Origin of the sequence: Streptantibioticus silvisoli (assembly GCF_027947535.2) — a bacterium.
GTDB lineage: Bacteria > Actinomycetota > Actinomycetes > Streptomycetales > Streptomycetaceae > Streptantibioticus_C > Streptantibioticus_C silvisoli.
Window position 1 is genome coordinate 24,195 of sequence record NZ_JAAGKO020000064.1, and the last position, 13,651, is coordinate 37,845.

The following is a 13,651-nucleotide window of genomic DNA, read 5'->3' on the forward strand; positions in this document are numbered from 1 at the left end:
TCCGGTGCGTTCATGACGCGTTGGTGCGCCGCTCGTCACCGGGGTCGGCGGCGTGCGGCGGGGCGGCCAGACCGTACCAAAGGGTGCCTTCGCCGTAGCGACGGGCCCGCAGACCCGTGAAACCCTCCGGCCAGCGGAACCCACCGCCCCGGGTGCTCCTCTCCACGGTGGCGAGGGCGTCGCCGGACAGCCAGTCCTGGGCACGGAGTGTGATCAGGATCTCCCGGACCGCGTCGTCGCTGACGGCGTAGGGCGGGTCGAGGAAGACCAGGTCGTACGGCTCGGCGGGCGGCGGTCCGGCCAGCACCTTCTCCGCCTTGCCGGGGCGCACCTCGGCGCCGGGCAGGCCCAGGGTGCGGACGTTGTCGCGGATGACGCCGGCGGCGCGCGGGTCGGCCTCGGCGAACAGCACGTGGGCGGCGCCGCGCGACAGCGCCTCCAGGCCGACCGCGCCGGAGCCGCCGAACAGGTCGAGCACCCGGGCGCCGTGCAGGGGGCCGTACAGCGACTCCCAGCTGGAGAACAGCCCTTCGCGGGCCCGGTCGGAGGTGGGCCGGGTGCCCTGGCCGGGCGGTACGGCCAGGCGGCGGCCGCCGGCCGTCCCGGCGATGACGCGCGTCACGTCGGTCACGTCCTCGTTCTGCGAGTGGTGTTGGGCCGGGGCGGAACGGCGCCTGGCCGGCGCCGCCCCACCACGATACGTAACGTCAGCCCTGCGTGCCGTCCCCGGTGGAGCCGACCAGGGCGGCCGAGGCGTACCGCGACCAGGACAGGCAGCCGTCGGGCGGGCAGAACTCCGGGCGGCGCGGGTCGTGGCCCAGCTCGCGGATCTTGGCGCGCAGCGAGTCCGGGGTGCGGCCGAAGCGGGCCGCGATCCGGGCGGTGCTCTCCTCGTCGTGGAACCGGCGCAGCAGCTCCTCCTCGTGCTGCGGCACCCAGGGGGCGCCGTGGCCGGGGAACAGCTCGCGCAGCACGTCGCGGTCGGGTATGGGTTCGGCGACGTCGGCGACCAGGGCGAGGGCGCGCAGCGCGCGGTTGAGGGCGATGCGCAGCGCGGCGACGTCGGCCAGCGGCAGCCGCAGTTCACCGCTGGCCACCGCGGTGGCGGGGTCGGACTCGTTCCAGCCGGTCAGGGTCAGGGCGACGGTGAGGTCGTCGTCGCTGGCGAGTTCGACGCGGAAGACCTTCTCGCCCAGCGGCAGTTCGTTGAGATGACGGAACGCCATGATGAAAACCCCCAAAGGCGTGGCGGATCGGACGGTCCTCGGCGGACCGGCCGAACTGTGGTCAATTCTTCCAGGGGGGTCTGACAATTGACGTGCCGTCAGCTCTCACCTCCCGGGCCCGGCTCAGCCCTTCTCCAGGTAGCTCTCGCGGGAGGCGTCGACCAGGGCGGCGAGGGCGGTGCGCAGGTCGGGGTGGGCGTCGAGGCCGGGGTCGGCGGCGACCAGGGCGGTGGCCTCCTCGCGGGCGGCCTCGATGACCTCGACGTCGTCGATGACGGTGAGCATCCGCAGGCTGGAGCGGGTGCCGGACTGGGCCTGGCCGAGGACGTCGCCCTCGCGGCGCTGTTCGAGGTCGATGCGCGACAGCTCGAAGCCGTCCAGGGTGGCGGCGACCGCGGCGAGCCGGGGGCGGGCCGGGGACGCCTCGGGGGCGTCGGTGACCAGCAGGCACAGCCCCGGCGCGCTGCCCCGGCCGACCCGGCCGCGCAGCTGGTGGAGCTGGGAGACGCCGAAGCGGTCGGCGTCCATGATGACCATGGCGGTGGCGTTGGGGACGTTGACGCCGACCTCGATGACGGTGGTGGCGACCAGCACGTCGACCTGGCCGGCGGTGAAGCGGCGCATGACGTCGTCCTTGGCGTCGGGGTGCATCCTGCCGTGCAGCACCTCGACGCGCAGGCCCTTGAGGGGACCGTCGGCGAGCTGCGCGGCGACGTCCAGCACCGCCAGCGGCGGACGCCGCTCACCGTCGCCGTCGGCACCGCCGTCCGGGCCGCCGTCGGGACCGGCCGCACCGTCCGCCGCCGCCCCGCCGGCCCGGCCGCCCTGACCCGCCTTGGCCGCATTGGCCGCCTTGCCCGCCTTGGCCGGCTTCGCCCCGCCGGTCCCGGCCGCGCCCTCCTCCTCGTCGCCGATGCGCGGGCAGACGACGTACGCCTGGTGACCGGCGGCGACCTCCTCGCGGACGCGTTCCCAGGCGCGGGCCAGGAAGTGCGGTTTGTCCCTGGCCGGGACGACGTGGGTGGCGATCGGGGAGCGGCCGGCCGGCAACTGGTCCAGGACGGAGGTCTCCAGGTCGCCGAAGACGGTCATCGCGACGGTGCGCGGGATCGGGGTGGCCGTCATCACCAGCAGGTGCGGCGGCTGTTTGCCCTTGCCGCGCAGGGCGTCGCGCTGCTCCACGCCGAAGCGGTGCTGTTCGTCGACGACGACCAGGCCGAGGTCGTCGAACCGCACCTTGTCCTCGATGAGGGCGTGGGTGCCGACGACGACGCCGGCCTCCCCGGTGACCAGGTCGAGCAGCGCCTTGCGGCGGGCGGCGGCGCCCATCGAGCCGGTGAGCAGCACGACCTTGGTGCCGCGGTTGTCACCGCCGAGCATGCCGCCCTCGGCCAGGTCGCCCATCATCTCGGTGATCGACCGGTGGTGCTGCTGGGCCAGCACCTCGGTGGGCGCCAGCATCGCGGCCTGCCCGCCGGCGTCGACGACGGCGAGCATGGCGCGCAGCGCGACCAGGGTCTTGCCGGAGCCGACCTCGCCCTGGAGCAGCCGGTGCATGGGGTGTTCGGTGGCCAGGTCGGCGAAGATCTCACCGGTGACCCGGCGCTGTCCGTCGGTGAGGGTGAACGGCAGCCGGGCGTCGAAGGCGGTCAGCAGGCCGTCGGCGGCCGGTACCCGGGCGATCGCGGGCAGGGCGGCGTCGTCGGCGCGGCGGCGGGCCAGCGCGACCTGGAGGACGAACGCCTCGTCCCACTTGAGGCGTTCACGGGCGTCGTCGATGTCGGCCCGGGTGGCCGGGCGGTGCGCCTTGCGCAGCGCGTCGGGCAGCGCGGCCAGGCCGCGGTCGGTCCGCAGGCGTTCCGGCAGCGGGTCGGCCACCTCACTGTCGAGCCGGTCGATCACCGCGTCGACGGCCTTGGCGATCTGCCAGGAGGAGATCTGCTTGCACGCCGGGTACAGCGGCAGCAGCCGTCCGGCGAAGGCGTCGACGGCCTCGGCGCCGCCGGGCCCGTCGGCCTCGTCGGCGTCGAGCAGCTGGTAGTCGGGGTGGGCCAGTTGCCGGGTCCGGTTGAAGACGTTGACCTTGCCGGCGAACATGCCGCGCTTGCCGGGCAGCAGCCGGTGGTGGTGGAAGTGGGCCGCCTTGTTGAAGAACACCAGGGTGAGCGAGCCGCTGCCGTCGGTGACGACGACCTCCAGCCGCACCCCGCGCCCGGCGTTGTAGGTCTTCTTGTCGGCCTTGGCCACCTGCGCGACGACGGTGACGTGCTCGTCCAGCGGCAGGTCGGCGAGCCGGGTCAGCTCACCGCGTTCGGCGTACCTGCGCGGGTAGTGGTGCAGCAGGTCGCCGACGGTGTGCAGGTCGAGGTGGTCGGCGAGGACCTTGGCGGTGCGGTCGCCGACGGCCTTGCGCAGGGGTTCGTCCAGGGCAGCCATCACCGCCCAATCTTGGCGTACCGCGCTGACATCGCCCGGCAGGCGGGGGTCACGTGGCGGGCGGGGGATGCGGCGGCACGCGGTGCGAGCGGTCCACGGCACCGGCGATCCACGGCACCGGAGGCGTGGCGGCACCGGAGGCGTGCGGCACCGGAGGCGTGGCGGCGCGGGCGATCCACGGCACCGGAGGCGTGGCGGCGCGGGCGGTCCACGGCACCGGCGATCTGCGGCACCGGAGGCATACGGCACCGGAGGCGCGGCGGCACCCGGAGGCATACGGCACCCGGCGGTGCGCGGCGCGGACGGTGTGCGCAAACCGGCGTTCTGCGGCGCGGCGCGGACGTACGGCACCGGAGGCATACGGCACCGGCGATCCACTGCCAGCGGCATACGGCACCGCTGGCCTGCGGCCCGGCCGGCGGTGCCTTACTCGACGCCGATCAGCAGCGGGCAGGTGTGCTGGCCGCCGGGGTGGACGACGGTGTCGACGGCCAGGTGGCCGGACTGGACGTGGGCCCGGAGGCGGTCGGCGAGGTCGTCGGGGGCGCCGGAGCCGAGCACCAGCGTGACCATCTCGCCGCCGGCCGCCAGCATGCGGTCCAGCACGATGCTGCCGGTCTCCACCAGGTTGCCGCCGATGACGGCGACGTCGCCGTCGATCATGCCGAGGGTGTCGCCGGCCTGGCAGACACCGGCCATGGTCCACGACTCGTGCTCGGCGACGGCGAGTTCGGCGAACCGGGTGGCGCCGGCCGCCGCGGTCATGGCGACGACGTCCTCGTCGAACCGCCGGCCGGGCTGGTGGACGGCGAGCGCGGCGATGCCCTGGACCGCGGAACGGGTGGGGATCAGGGCGACCCGGACGCCGTCGGCGCGCACCTGTTCGGCGGCGGCCGCGGCGGCGTCACGCGAGGCGTCGTCGCAGGGCAGCAGGACGACCTCGCGGGCGCCGGCCCCGCGCACGGCGTCGGCGATGTCGGCGCTGCCGGGGGCCCGGCCGTCGCGGTGCGGGACGGGCAGCGCGCCGGCCTCGGCGTACAGCGCGGCCAGCCCGTCGCCCTCGACGACGGCGACCACCGCGCGGGCCCGGTCGGCCGCCCCGCCGCTGTCCTGCGGCCGGTGGCGGGCGGCGTCGCCGAAGTGCGTGACGCGGATGCGGTACGGCCGGCCGGCCTCGACGCCGGCCTCGATCGCGGCGCCCGCGTCGTCGACGTGCACGTGGACGTTCCACAGCCCGTCGCCGCCGACGACGACCAGGCTGTCGCCGAGCGCGTCGAGCCGGGCCCGCAGCACGCCGACCGCGTCCTCGGGCGCCTCCAGCAGGTAGATGACCTCGAACGCGGGCCCGTCGTCCTCCTGGGCGGACGCGTCGGGGGCGGCCCGGTCGCGGACGGCCTCGGCGGAGCCGGTGACCTCGGCGCAGGCGGTCGCGGCAGCGGTGAACGCGGCGCCGGCGGACGCGGCAGCGGCGAACGCGACGGGGGCCGGGCCCGGGTCGGGGGCGTGGCCGCTGATCGCCTCGGTGAGCGCGGCCAGCACCACGACCAGGCCGCGGCCGCCCGCGTCGACCACCCCGGCGCGCTCCAGGACGCCGAGCTGGCCCGGGGTGGCCGCCAGCGCGTCCCGGGCGCCCCGGTGGGCGGCGGCGGCGACCGCGCCGAGCGGACCGCCGGCGACAACCTCGGGCGCGACGCCGTGCGCCGGAACGTCACGCGGCGCGGCGGCGAGGGCCCGGTCGGCGGCGTCGGCCGCGGCGGCGGCGACGGTGAGCATGGTGCCCTCGACCGGGTGGGCGACCGCCTGGTACGCGGCGGCGGCGGCCCGGCGCAGGGCGCGGCGCAGGCCCTCGGCGTCGCCGCGTTCGGCCAGTTCCTCGCTCATGCCGCGCAGCAGCTGGGCCAGGATCGTGCCGGAGTTGCCCCGGGCGCCGATCAGGGCGCCGTGCGCGAGGGCGCGGACCGCGTCGGGCAGCGGGAGCCGGCCGGGGTCGCCGGCCGCGTCCCAGGCGGCGTCCAGCGCGCGGGCGGCGGAGTCGACGGTCAGGTAGAGGTTGGTGCCGGTGTCGCCGTCCGCGACCGGATAGACGTTGATGGAGTCGATCTCCTCGCGGGCCCGGCCGAGCCGGCGCAGTGCCGTACCGCACCAGGTCCGCACCGTCGCTGCGTCGAGGGTGTGCGGCACCGGGACTCCTTGACGGGCGCTGGGCGGACGGGCGGGCGGTCCGCCCGACCCTAGTGCCTCCGCTCCCGCCACCGGATGACGCCCGCCCCGGCACCGCGCTGCGCCGGGCCGGGCGCCGCCGGAGGAAGCCGCGGGGTGCGTGCGCGCGCCGGGGCCGCGCCGGAGGAAGGCGGAAGGCGGAAGACGGAAGGCGGAGGCTCGGAGGACGTCGCACCGGAGGAAGCCGAAGGCCCGCACCGGAGGACGGCGAAGCCCAGACCGGCGTCCGCGCCGCAGGCCCCGACCGCACCGGCCAGCCTGCCTCCCTGGCCCGCGTCAGCCCGCCTCCCCGGCCCGCGTCAGGCCGCTCCCCCGGTCCGCGCCCGTCGCCGCGTTCGGGGCCCGGCGCCGTCCCCGACGTGCGCCGCGGCCTCCCCCGGCGCGGCTCCCGCGGCGAGAGGTGTGCGCCGGTCATGGTAATTTCGTGGGGCGGGAGCAGGCGTTGTATGCTGCTCCGGTTGCGCCCGGTACCGATCGGGCATTCCTCCCGGCCAGGTGCTCTGTTCATGGGGTTCCGGCTGGGATCCACCGTACGTGCATCTGAAGTCTTTGGAGTGACCCGTGGCTGCCAACTGCGACGTCTGCGGCAAGGGGCCGGGCTTCGGCAACAACATCTCGCACTCGCACCGCCGTACTCGCCGTCGTTGGAACCCCAACATCCAGACGGTGCGTGCCGTGGTCGGTCGGACGCCGAAGCGCCTCAATGTCTGCACCTCGTGCATCAAGGCCGGCAAGGTCGCGCGCTGACGTCTCAGTCGTCGTAGCGCGGCCGAGCGGCTTCCGAGAGCCGGTCCACCCTCCGGGGAGGACCGGCTTTTCGCATGCCCCGCGGCAGCCGGGCGCACCCGCGGGACCCGCGGCCCCGGGCGGCGACCGCCGTCGGCGGGACCGCCGGCGGTGCGTCAGCGGGACCGCCAGCCGTGGTCGACCGGGCCGATGCCGCCGCCGAGCGGGAAGCCGGCGGCGATCGCGCCGGTGACGTAGCGCTTGGCCGAGCCGACTGCCGCCGGGACGGCCGCGCCGCGGGCCAGCTGGACGGCGATCGCGGTGGCCAGCGCGCAACCGGTGCCGTGGGTGTGCCGGTTGGGGTGGCGGGCGGCGCGGAACCAGTGCTCGCCGGTGCCGTCGGTCAGCAGGTCGGCCGCGGCGCCGCCGGGCAGGTGGCCGCCCTTGACCAGCACCCAGCGCGGTCCGTACGCCAGCAGTGCCGCGGCGGCCTCGCGCATGCCGTCCTCGCCGGTCACCCGTACCCCGGTCAGCCAGCCGGCCTCGTCGAGGTTGGGGGTGAGCACGGTGGCGCGCGGCAGCAGCCGTTCGCGCAGGGTGCGCAGGGCGTCCGGCGCCAGCAGCGGGTCGCCGTGCTTGGAGACGCCGACCGGGTCGACCACCACGGGGACCCGGTCGCCGAGGCCGGCCAGCAGATCGGCCACGGTGCCGGCGAGTTCGGCGGAGGCCAGCATGCCGGTCTTGACCGCGTCCACGCCGATGTCATCGGTGACCGCGCGGAACTGCGCGCGTACCGCCTCGGCGGGCAGCGGCCAACTGCCATGCACCCCTTGCGAGTTCTGCGCGGTGACGGCGGTGACGACGCTCATGCCGTACGCGCCGAGCGCCGCGGCCGTCTTCAGGTCGCCCTGTAGGCCGGCGCCGCCGCCGCAGTCCGATCCGGCGACGGACAGCACCCGTGGCGGCACCGCGCGCGGCGGGCCCGGAGGATTGCTCATACCGGGCAACCTAACCGCTGCCGGACCGCATCCGGTGACGCCGTCCGCAGGCGGCGGTGAACTCCCGGCGAACGGCGGCCCGGCGCGGCCCGGTCACGCGTCGCCGAAGTGCTCCCAGCCGCCGGCCGCCTCCCACGGGGCGCCGTTGACGGTGACCTGCGGCCGGCCGGCCGGCGGGCGGACCTCGCCGATGATCTTCCACCGGGCGGGGAGCTTGGTGCCGGACGGGAAGGTGGCCACGATGGCGTGGTCCTCGCCGCCGGTGAGCACCCAGCGCACCGGGTCGACGCCGACCGCGTGGCCGATGTCGCGCATCTGGGCCGGGATGTCGAGGTCGCCCGAGCGCAGGTCGATCACCACGCCGCTGGCGTCCGCGATGTGGCCGAGGTCGGCGATCAGGCCGTCGCTGACGTCGGTCATGGCGGTGGCGCCGAGATCGGCGGCGGCGGGTCCGGCGTGGTACGGGGGCTCGGGTCTGCGGTGCGCCTCGACGAACGCCCGCGGACTGCGGAAGCCGCGGGAGAGCACCGCGAAGCCGGCCGCCGACCAGCCCAGCCAGCCGGTGACCGCGACCACGTCGCCGGGCCGGGCGCCGGAGCGGGTGACCGGTTCGCGGTTGCCCAGGTTGCCCAGCGCGGTGATCGCGACGGTGATGGTCGCGCCGCGCACCACGTCGCCGCCGACCACCGCGGCGCCGGCCACCTGGCACTCGTCGCGCAGCCCGTCCATCAGCTCCACCGGCCAGGTCGCCGGCAGGTCGGGCGGCACCACCAGGCCGAGCAGCAGCGCGGTGGGCACCGCGCCCATCGCCGCGATGTCGGCGAGGTTCTGGGCGGCCGCCTTGCGCCCGACGTCGTAGGCGGTGGACCAGTCGCGCCGGAAGTGGTTGCCCTCCAGCAGCACGTCGGTACTGGCCACCACCCGCCGGTCCGGGGTGGCGACGACCGCCGCGTCGTCCCCCGGTCCGAGGGCGACGGCCGCGGTGGTGGTGAGCCGGGACGTCAACTCCCTGATGAGCCCGAACTCCCCGAGCTCCCCCACGGTCCCCTTCATCCGACTCGCTCCTTCGCCAAGACCGGCAACGCAGCCCCCTTCACCCGGCGGCCCGTTGCGGGCCGCACCGCGTCCATAGCGTCAATACAGCACACGTTCCGCTCCCCCGGCGCGCCGGGCCCGCCGGGACGGGGGTCTCCCCGTGCCACAGGCTGACGCGGTACCGTTGCGGTCCTTTCCCACATGATCCCCGTAGCCGCCGTGGAGGTTTCGTGGTCCAGGCGTACATCCTGATCCAGACCGAGGTCGGCAAGGCCACCGCGGTCGCGGAGACGATCTCCGGCATCCCCGGTGTCATGCTGGCCGAAGACGTGACGGGCCCGTACGACGTCATCGTCCGGGCCCAGGCCGACACCGTCGACCAGCTGGGACACATGGTGGTCGCCCGGGTCCAGCAGGTGGACGGCATCACCCGCACGCTCACCTGTCCCGTGGTCCACATCTGACCCCGTCCCCCGGCGCGGTTGCCCCGCGTCCCGTCTCCCGGGCCGGCCCGGGCCACCTGCCCGGTGGCCGGTGGCCGGTCCGTCCTATGCTCGGCCGGTGAACTTCTCGCTCCCCGTCCCGTCCCCCGCGCCGCCCGCCTCCGCCCGCCGGCCCCCGCGCCGGTCCGTGGCGGGCCGTCCGGCCGCCCGCGTACTGGCCGCCGTGTGCTGCCTGCTGCCGCTGGCCGCCTGCGGGAGCGACCGGCAGCAGGTGGCGGCGCCGCGTCCGGCGGGCGCGGCGGCGCGGGACTGCCTCGCCCTGCACCGGGTGCTGCCGAAGTCGCTGCACGGGCTGGCCCGGCGTACCACCTCACCGTCGTCGGACTTCACCGCCGCCTGGGGTTCGCCGGCCATCGTGCTGCGCTGCGGGGTGCCGCGCCCGGCCCTGCTGACGCCCGGCTCGGCCGGTTACGACCCGAACGCCGAGGCCGCCGACCTCGGCGGCGTCAACTGGCTGCCGCAGACGACGCACCAGGTCGACGTGCTCATGACGACCACCGGGCGGCAAGCCTACGTGGAGGTGACCGTCCCCGCCCAGTACACGGGGAAGGCCGACTCCACCGACAGCCTGACGACGCTGGGGACGCTGGTCCGCAAAACCGTTCCTGCCGAGCTGGACTGACCGGCCGGAACGGATCGGCGGGGGGCGGGCCGGACCGCGGGTCAGCGCAGCCCGGTCGGCCGGCGCAGCGCGGTGCGCAGCAACTGGTCGATCAGCTCCGGGTAGCTCAGGCCGCTGGCCTGCCACATCCGCGGGTACATCGAGATCGGGGTGAACCCCGGCATGGTGTTGATCTCGTTGATGACGAACTCGCCGTCGTCGGTGAGGAAGAAGTCGGCGCGGGCCAGGCCCTCGCCGGAGACCGCCTCGAAGGCCGCCACCGCCAGCCGCTGGACCTCGGCCGTCTCCGCACCGGTCAGCGGCGCGGGCACCACGCCCTCGGCGGAGTCGATGTACTTGGCCTCGAAGTCGTAGAAGTCGAACCCGTCGGCGGGCGGGATCCAGGCGGGCACGCTGGCGCGCGGGCCCTCCTCGAACTCCAGCACGCCGCACTCGATCTCGCGGCCGGTCAGCAGCGCCTCGACCAGCACCTTGGGGTCCTCCCGGCGGGCGCGTTCGATCGCCTCGTCCAGACCGGCCGGGCCGGTGACCCGGGTGATGCCGATCGAGGAGCCGGCCCGGGCCGGCTTGACGAACAGCGGCCAGCCGTGGGTGCCGGCGAACGCCACCACGCGGGCCCGCACCGCCGAGGGGTCCTGCTCCCACTCGCGCGGCCGGACCACCTGGTACGGGCCGACGTTCAGCCCGAACGAGGTGAAGACCCGCTTCATGTACTCCTTGTCCATGCCGACCGCGGAGGCCAGCACACCGGCCCCCACGTACGGCACGCCGGACAGCTCCAGCAGCCCCTGGAGGGTGCCGTCCTCGCCGTACGGGCCGTGCAGCACCGGGAAGACCACGTCGACCTGGCCGAGCGCCTTGGGCACCGCGCCGGGCTCGGTGTAGACCACCTCGCGGTTGACCGGGTCGACCGGCAGCGCGACGGTGCCGTCCAGCGACCCGGCCAGCGACGCCACGTCCGGCAGCGTGCGGCCGTCGATGACCATCCGGTCCGGTTCGTCGGCGGTCAGCGCCCAGCGCCCGTCGGCGGTGATGCCGATGGGCAGGACGTCGTAACGCTCCCGGTCGATGGCGCGCAGCACGGCGCCCGCGGTGACCACCGAGACGGCGTGTTCGGAGCTGCGGCCGCCGAAGACGACGGCGACCCGCGGCTTGCGGCCGGCCGGGTCGCGGGGCAGCGAGGGGCTGGAGGATGCAGTCATGTCGCTCATGTCGCCAAGACCCTACCGTTTGGTCGTGTGCAGGTCAGCGACGCTCGGCCTTGGCGGAGCGCGCCATCAGTTCCTTCAGGGCCACCAGGGGTGGTTTGCCCTCGTGGACGATGTCGACCACCGTCTCGGTGATCGGTACCTCGACGCCGTGCCGGCGGGCCAGATCCAGTACCGATTCGCAGGACTTGACGCCCTCGGCGACCTGTTTGGTCACCGCCAGCGTCTCCTGGAGGGTCATGCCGCGGCCGAGGTTGACGCCGAAGGTGTTGTTGCGCGACAGCGGGGAGGCGCAGGTGGCGGCCAGGTCGCCGAGGCCGGCCAGCCCGGCGAAGGTGTGCGCGTCGGCGCCCATCGCCAGGCCCAGCCGGGTGGTCTCGGCCAGGCCGCGGGTGATCAGCGACGCCTTGGCGTTGTCGCCCAGGCCCATGCCCTGCGCGATGCCCACCGCGAGGCCGATGACGTTCTTGACCGCGCCGCCGAGTTCGCAGCCCACCACGTCGGTGCTGGTGTACGGGCGGAAGTAGGCGGTGTGGCAGGCGGCCTGGATGCGGACCGCCACCGCCTCGTCCTGGCAGGCGATCACGCAGGCGGCCGGCTGGCGTTCGGCGATCTCCGGGGCGAGGTTGGGGCCGGACAGCACCGCGACCCGCTCGGGACCGGCGTGCGCGGCCTCGGCGATCACCTCGGTCATCCGCTTGGCGGTGCCCAGCTCGACGCCCTTCATCAGGCTGACCAGGACCGCGTCCGGCGGCAGCAGGTCCGCCCAGGCGGCCAGGTTGGCCCGCAGCGTCTGCGACGGCACGGCCAGGAAGACGAACTCGGCGCCGTGTGCCGCCCGCGCCGGGTCGGTGGTGGCCCGTACCCCGGGCGGCAGTTCGGCGCCCGGCAGGTAGTCGGGGTTGGTGCGGGTGGTGTTGATGGTCGCCGCCTGTTCGGCCCGGCGGCACCACAGGGTGACCTCGCAGCCCGCGTCGGCCAGGATCATGGCGAACGCCGTGCCCCAGGAGCCGGCGCTGTACACCGCGCAACGCGTCGTCACTTGGCGATTCCTTCGTGCTGGTTGCCCTTGTTCCTGCGCGGGTCGTACCGCTCGGCCGGAGCCTGCTCGCCGCGCAGTTCGGCGACCAGTGCGGTCACCGAGTCCATGATGGCCTCGGTGACCTTGCGCAGCAGCTCGGCGGTCATCTCCTCGCCGTAGAACGCCGACAGGTCCACCGGGGGGCCGGCCAGCACCCGGTTGGTCTTGCGCGGGAACGGCCGCGGCCGGCTGGAGTACGGCGCCAGCAGCTCGTTGGAGCCCCACTGGGCGACCGGGACGACCGGCGCGCGGGTCAGCAGCGCGACCCGGGCGATGCCGGTCTTGCCGATCATCGGCCACAGCTGCGGGTCGCGGGTGAGGGTGCCCTCGGGGTAGAACACGACGCATTCACCGGCGTTGACGGCCTCGACCGCGGCACGGAACGCGCCGGCCGCGTCGGCGGTGGCGCGGTAAACCGGAATCTGGCCGGTGTTGCGCATGAAGGAGCCGATGAAGAACGGTTTGAAGAGCCCGTCCTTGGCCAGGAACCGCGGGACGCGTCCGGTGTTGTACTGGAAATGCGCGTAGCACAGCGGATCGATCAAGGAAGTGTGATTCACGGCGGTGAGGAAACCGCCCTCGGCCGGAATGTTCTCCATTCCCCGCCAGTCCCGCTTGAAGGCCGCAATGAGGGGCGGCTTCGCGATGACGGCGGCCAAGCGGTACCAGAAGCCGATTCTGCGGCGGGACACCAGGACTCCTCCTCGATTGGCGCTGTCCAGGGCGGCCCCGGCTCGCTGCGGAGCAGGCGACACGGCACGTGGACAGCCGCACAAGTGTGGCCCCGGGCCGACGCTGTGTCGAGAAGCGCCCGCCCGGCGCGTAGGGACACGGTAGTCCCCGTCCGCGGGACGCCCGGCGCAGGCCGCGTGCAGAATGACCTGGTGCGCAGCTCGACGGTGTGGGATCTGGTGGTGCCGCTCAAACCGCTGCGGCTGGCGAAGAGCCGGCTGGCGGGGGCGGCCGGGGACGCGGTGCGGCCGGGGCTGGCGCTGGCGTTCGCGCAGGACACGGTGGCCGCGGCGCTGGCCTGCCGCGCGGTGCGCGCGGTGACGGTGGTGACCGACGACCCGGTGGCGGGCGCCGAACTGGCCGGGCTGGGGGCGCGGATCGTGCCGGACACCCCGGCGGCCGGGCTCAACGCGGCGCTGGCGCACGGGGCCGCGGCGATCCGCCGGGACGCGCCGGACGCGGCCGTGGCGGCGCTGGGCGCCGATCTGCCCGCGCTGCGGCCCGCGGAACTGGCGGCGGTGCTGGACGCCGCGGCGGCGGCCGGCCGGGCGTTCCTGCCGGACGCGGCCGGGATCGGCACGACGCTGCTGGCGGCGGCGGCCGGGCTCGCCCTCGCCCCGGCGTTCGGCGGCCCCTCCCGGGCCCGGCACCGGGCGTCCGGCGCACGGGAGATCCGCACCCCGGGCGTGGACTCGGTACGGCGGGACGTGGACACCGCCGAGGACCTGGCGGTGGCGCTGGGCCTGGGGGTGGGCCCGCGCACGGCACTGGCAGCGAGCGCGGCGGGGCTGGCGGGGCTGGCGGGCGGCACGGAACGGCGGGGCGCGGAGGGGGCGGAACGGCAGAGTGCGGAGGGGGCGTGAG

13 protein-coding genes are annotated in these 13,651 nt (G+C 75.3%); 4 read left to right on the forward strand and 9 right to left on the reverse strand.

Translation table 11 applies throughout. The annotated features are described in order from the left end of the window. Positions 1 to 10: 10 nt before the first annotated feature. From rsmD to POF43_RS30000, 4 genes are all read right to left on the reverse strand, one after another. Entirely contained in the window at positions 11 to 622 is a 612-nt protein-coding gene (gene rsmD, locus POF43_RS29985) for a 16S rRNA (guanine(966)-N(2))-methyltransferase RsmD (protein ID WP_271323142.1), read from the reverse strand. Positions 623 to 707: 85 nt separating this feature from the next. Next, complete coding sequence (locus tag POF43_RS29990) at positions 708 to 1,226, reverse strand: hypothetical protein (protein WP_271314307.1); 519 nt, start codon at positions 1,224 to 1,226, stop codon at positions 708 to 710. A gap of 123 nt (positions 1,227 to 1,349) precedes the next feature. Further along, positions 1,350 to 3,662: an ATP-dependent DNA helicase RecG gene (gene recG, locus POF43_RS29995; RefSeq protein WP_282704861.1), complete on the reverse strand. Its 2,313-nt coding sequence runs from the start codon at positions 3,660 to 3,662 to the stop codon at positions 1,350 to 1,352. 426 nt (positions 3,663 to 4,088) lie between these two features. Continuing rightward, positions 4,089 to 5,843 (reverse strand): DAK2 domain-containing protein, encoded by a 1,755-nt coding sequence (locus tag POF43_RS30000; protein ID WP_271324447.1) that lies wholly within the window; start codon positions 5,841 to 5,843, stop codon positions 4,089 to 4,091. A 600-nt stretch (positions 5,844 to 6,443) separates the two neighbouring features. Between POF43_RS30000 and rpmB the strand changes: the two genes are divergently transcribed. After that, positions 6,444 to 6,629, forward strand: a complete 186-nt coding sequence (gene rpmB, locus POF43_RS30005; RefSeq protein ID WP_014628431.1) for a 50S ribosomal protein L28 — start codon at positions 6,444 to 6,446, stop codon at positions 6,627 to 6,629. A 155-nt stretch (positions 6,630 to 6,784) separates the two neighbouring features. Here rpmB and thiD read toward each other — a convergent pair whose 3' ends face one another. After that, a complete protein-coding gene (gene thiD, locus POF43_RS30010) occupies positions 6,785 to 7,606 on the reverse strand; it encodes a bifunctional hydroxymethylpyrimidine kinase/phosphomethylpyrimidine kinase (protein WP_271324446.1) in 822 nt (273 codons plus the stop codon). A gap of 93 nt (positions 7,607 to 7,699) precedes the next feature. After that, positions 7,700 to 8,659: a thiamine-phosphate kinase gene (locus tag POF43_RS30015; protein WP_271314310.1), complete on the reverse strand. Its 960-nt coding sequence runs from the start codon at positions 8,657 to 8,659 to the stop codon at positions 7,700 to 7,702. A gap of 212 nt (positions 8,660 to 8,871) precedes the next feature. Between POF43_RS30015 and POF43_RS30020 the strand changes: the two genes are divergently transcribed. Both POF43_RS30020 and POF43_RS30025 read left to right on the forward strand, forming a co-directional pair. Further along, positions 8,872 to 9,105, forward strand: a complete 234-nt coding sequence (locus POF43_RS30020; RefSeq protein WP_271314311.1) for an Lrp/AsnC ligand binding domain-containing protein — start codon at positions 8,872 to 8,874, stop codon at positions 9,103 to 9,105. 97 nt (positions 9,106 to 9,202) lie between these two features. Next, complete coding sequence (locus tag POF43_RS30025; protein ID WP_282704859.1) at positions 9,203 to 9,766, forward strand: DUF3515 domain-containing protein; 564 nt, start codon at positions 9,203 to 9,205, stop codon at positions 9,764 to 9,766. 41 nt (positions 9,767 to 9,807) lie between these two features. On the opposite strand, the gene POF43_RS30030 is transcribed toward POF43_RS30025, so the two are convergent. From POF43_RS30030 to POF43_RS30040, 3 genes are read right to left on the reverse strand one after another with little or no spacing between them, the layout of a single operon-like run. Continuing rightward, a complete protein-coding gene (locus POF43_RS30030) occupies positions 9,808 to 10,977 on the reverse strand; it encodes a D-alanine--D-alanine ligase family protein (RefSeq protein ID WP_271325231.1) in 1,170 nt (389 codons plus the stop codon). Between the two features lie 34 nt (positions 10,978 to 11,011). Beyond that, the gene (locus POF43_RS30035) at positions 11,012 to 12,016 is read right to left on the reverse strand and encodes an NAD(P)H-dependent glycerol-3-phosphate dehydrogenase (RefSeq protein ID WP_271312761.1); all 1,005 of its coding nucleotides are present in this window, start codon (positions 12,014 to 12,016) and stop codon (positions 11,012 to 11,014) included. Continuing rightward, positions 12,013 to 12,747, reverse strand: coding sequence for a lysophospholipid acyltransferase family protein (locus tag POF43_RS30040; RefSeq protein ID WP_271312760.1), 735 nt, complete (start codon positions 12,745 to 12,747; stop codon positions 12,013 to 12,015). The genes POF43_RS30035 and POF43_RS30040 overlap by 4 nt, the downstream gene beginning before the upstream one ends. 192 nt (positions 12,748 to 12,939) lie before the next feature. Here POF43_RS30040 and cofC point away from each other — a divergent pair, with 192 nt between their 5' ends. After that, positions 12,940 to 13,650 carry a 2-phospho-L-lactate guanylyltransferase gene (cofC, locus tag POF43_RS30045; protein ID WP_282704860.1) on the forward strand — a complete coding sequence of 237 codons (711 nt, stop codon included), beginning with the start codon at positions 12,940 to 12,942 and terminating at the stop codon, positions 13,648 to 13,650. The last annotated feature ends 1 nt before the right edge of the window (position 13,651 follow it).

Bases quoted from the DNA above. Each gene is read 5' to 3' on its own strand.
- POF43_RS30015 (WP_271314310.1), bottom strand. From the start codon at position 8,659: ATGAAGGGGACCGTGGGGGAGCTCGGGGAGTTCGGGCTCATCAGGGAG.
- recG (WP_282704861.1), bottom strand. From the start codon at position 3,662: ATGGCTGCCCTGGACGAACCCCTGCGCAAGGCCGTCGGCGACCGCACC.
- POF43_RS29990 (WP_271314307.1), bottom strand. From the start codon at position 1,226: ATGGCGTTCCGTCATCTCAACGAACTGCCGCTGGGCGAGAAGGTCTTC.
- thiD (WP_271324446.1), bottom strand. From the start codon at position 7,606: ATGAGCAATCCTCCGGGCCCGCCGCGCGCGGTGCCGCCACGGGTGCTG.
- POF43_RS30030 (WP_271325231.1), bottom strand. From the start codon at position 10,977: ATGAGCGACATGACTGCATCCTCCAGCCCCTCGCTGCCCCGCGACCCG.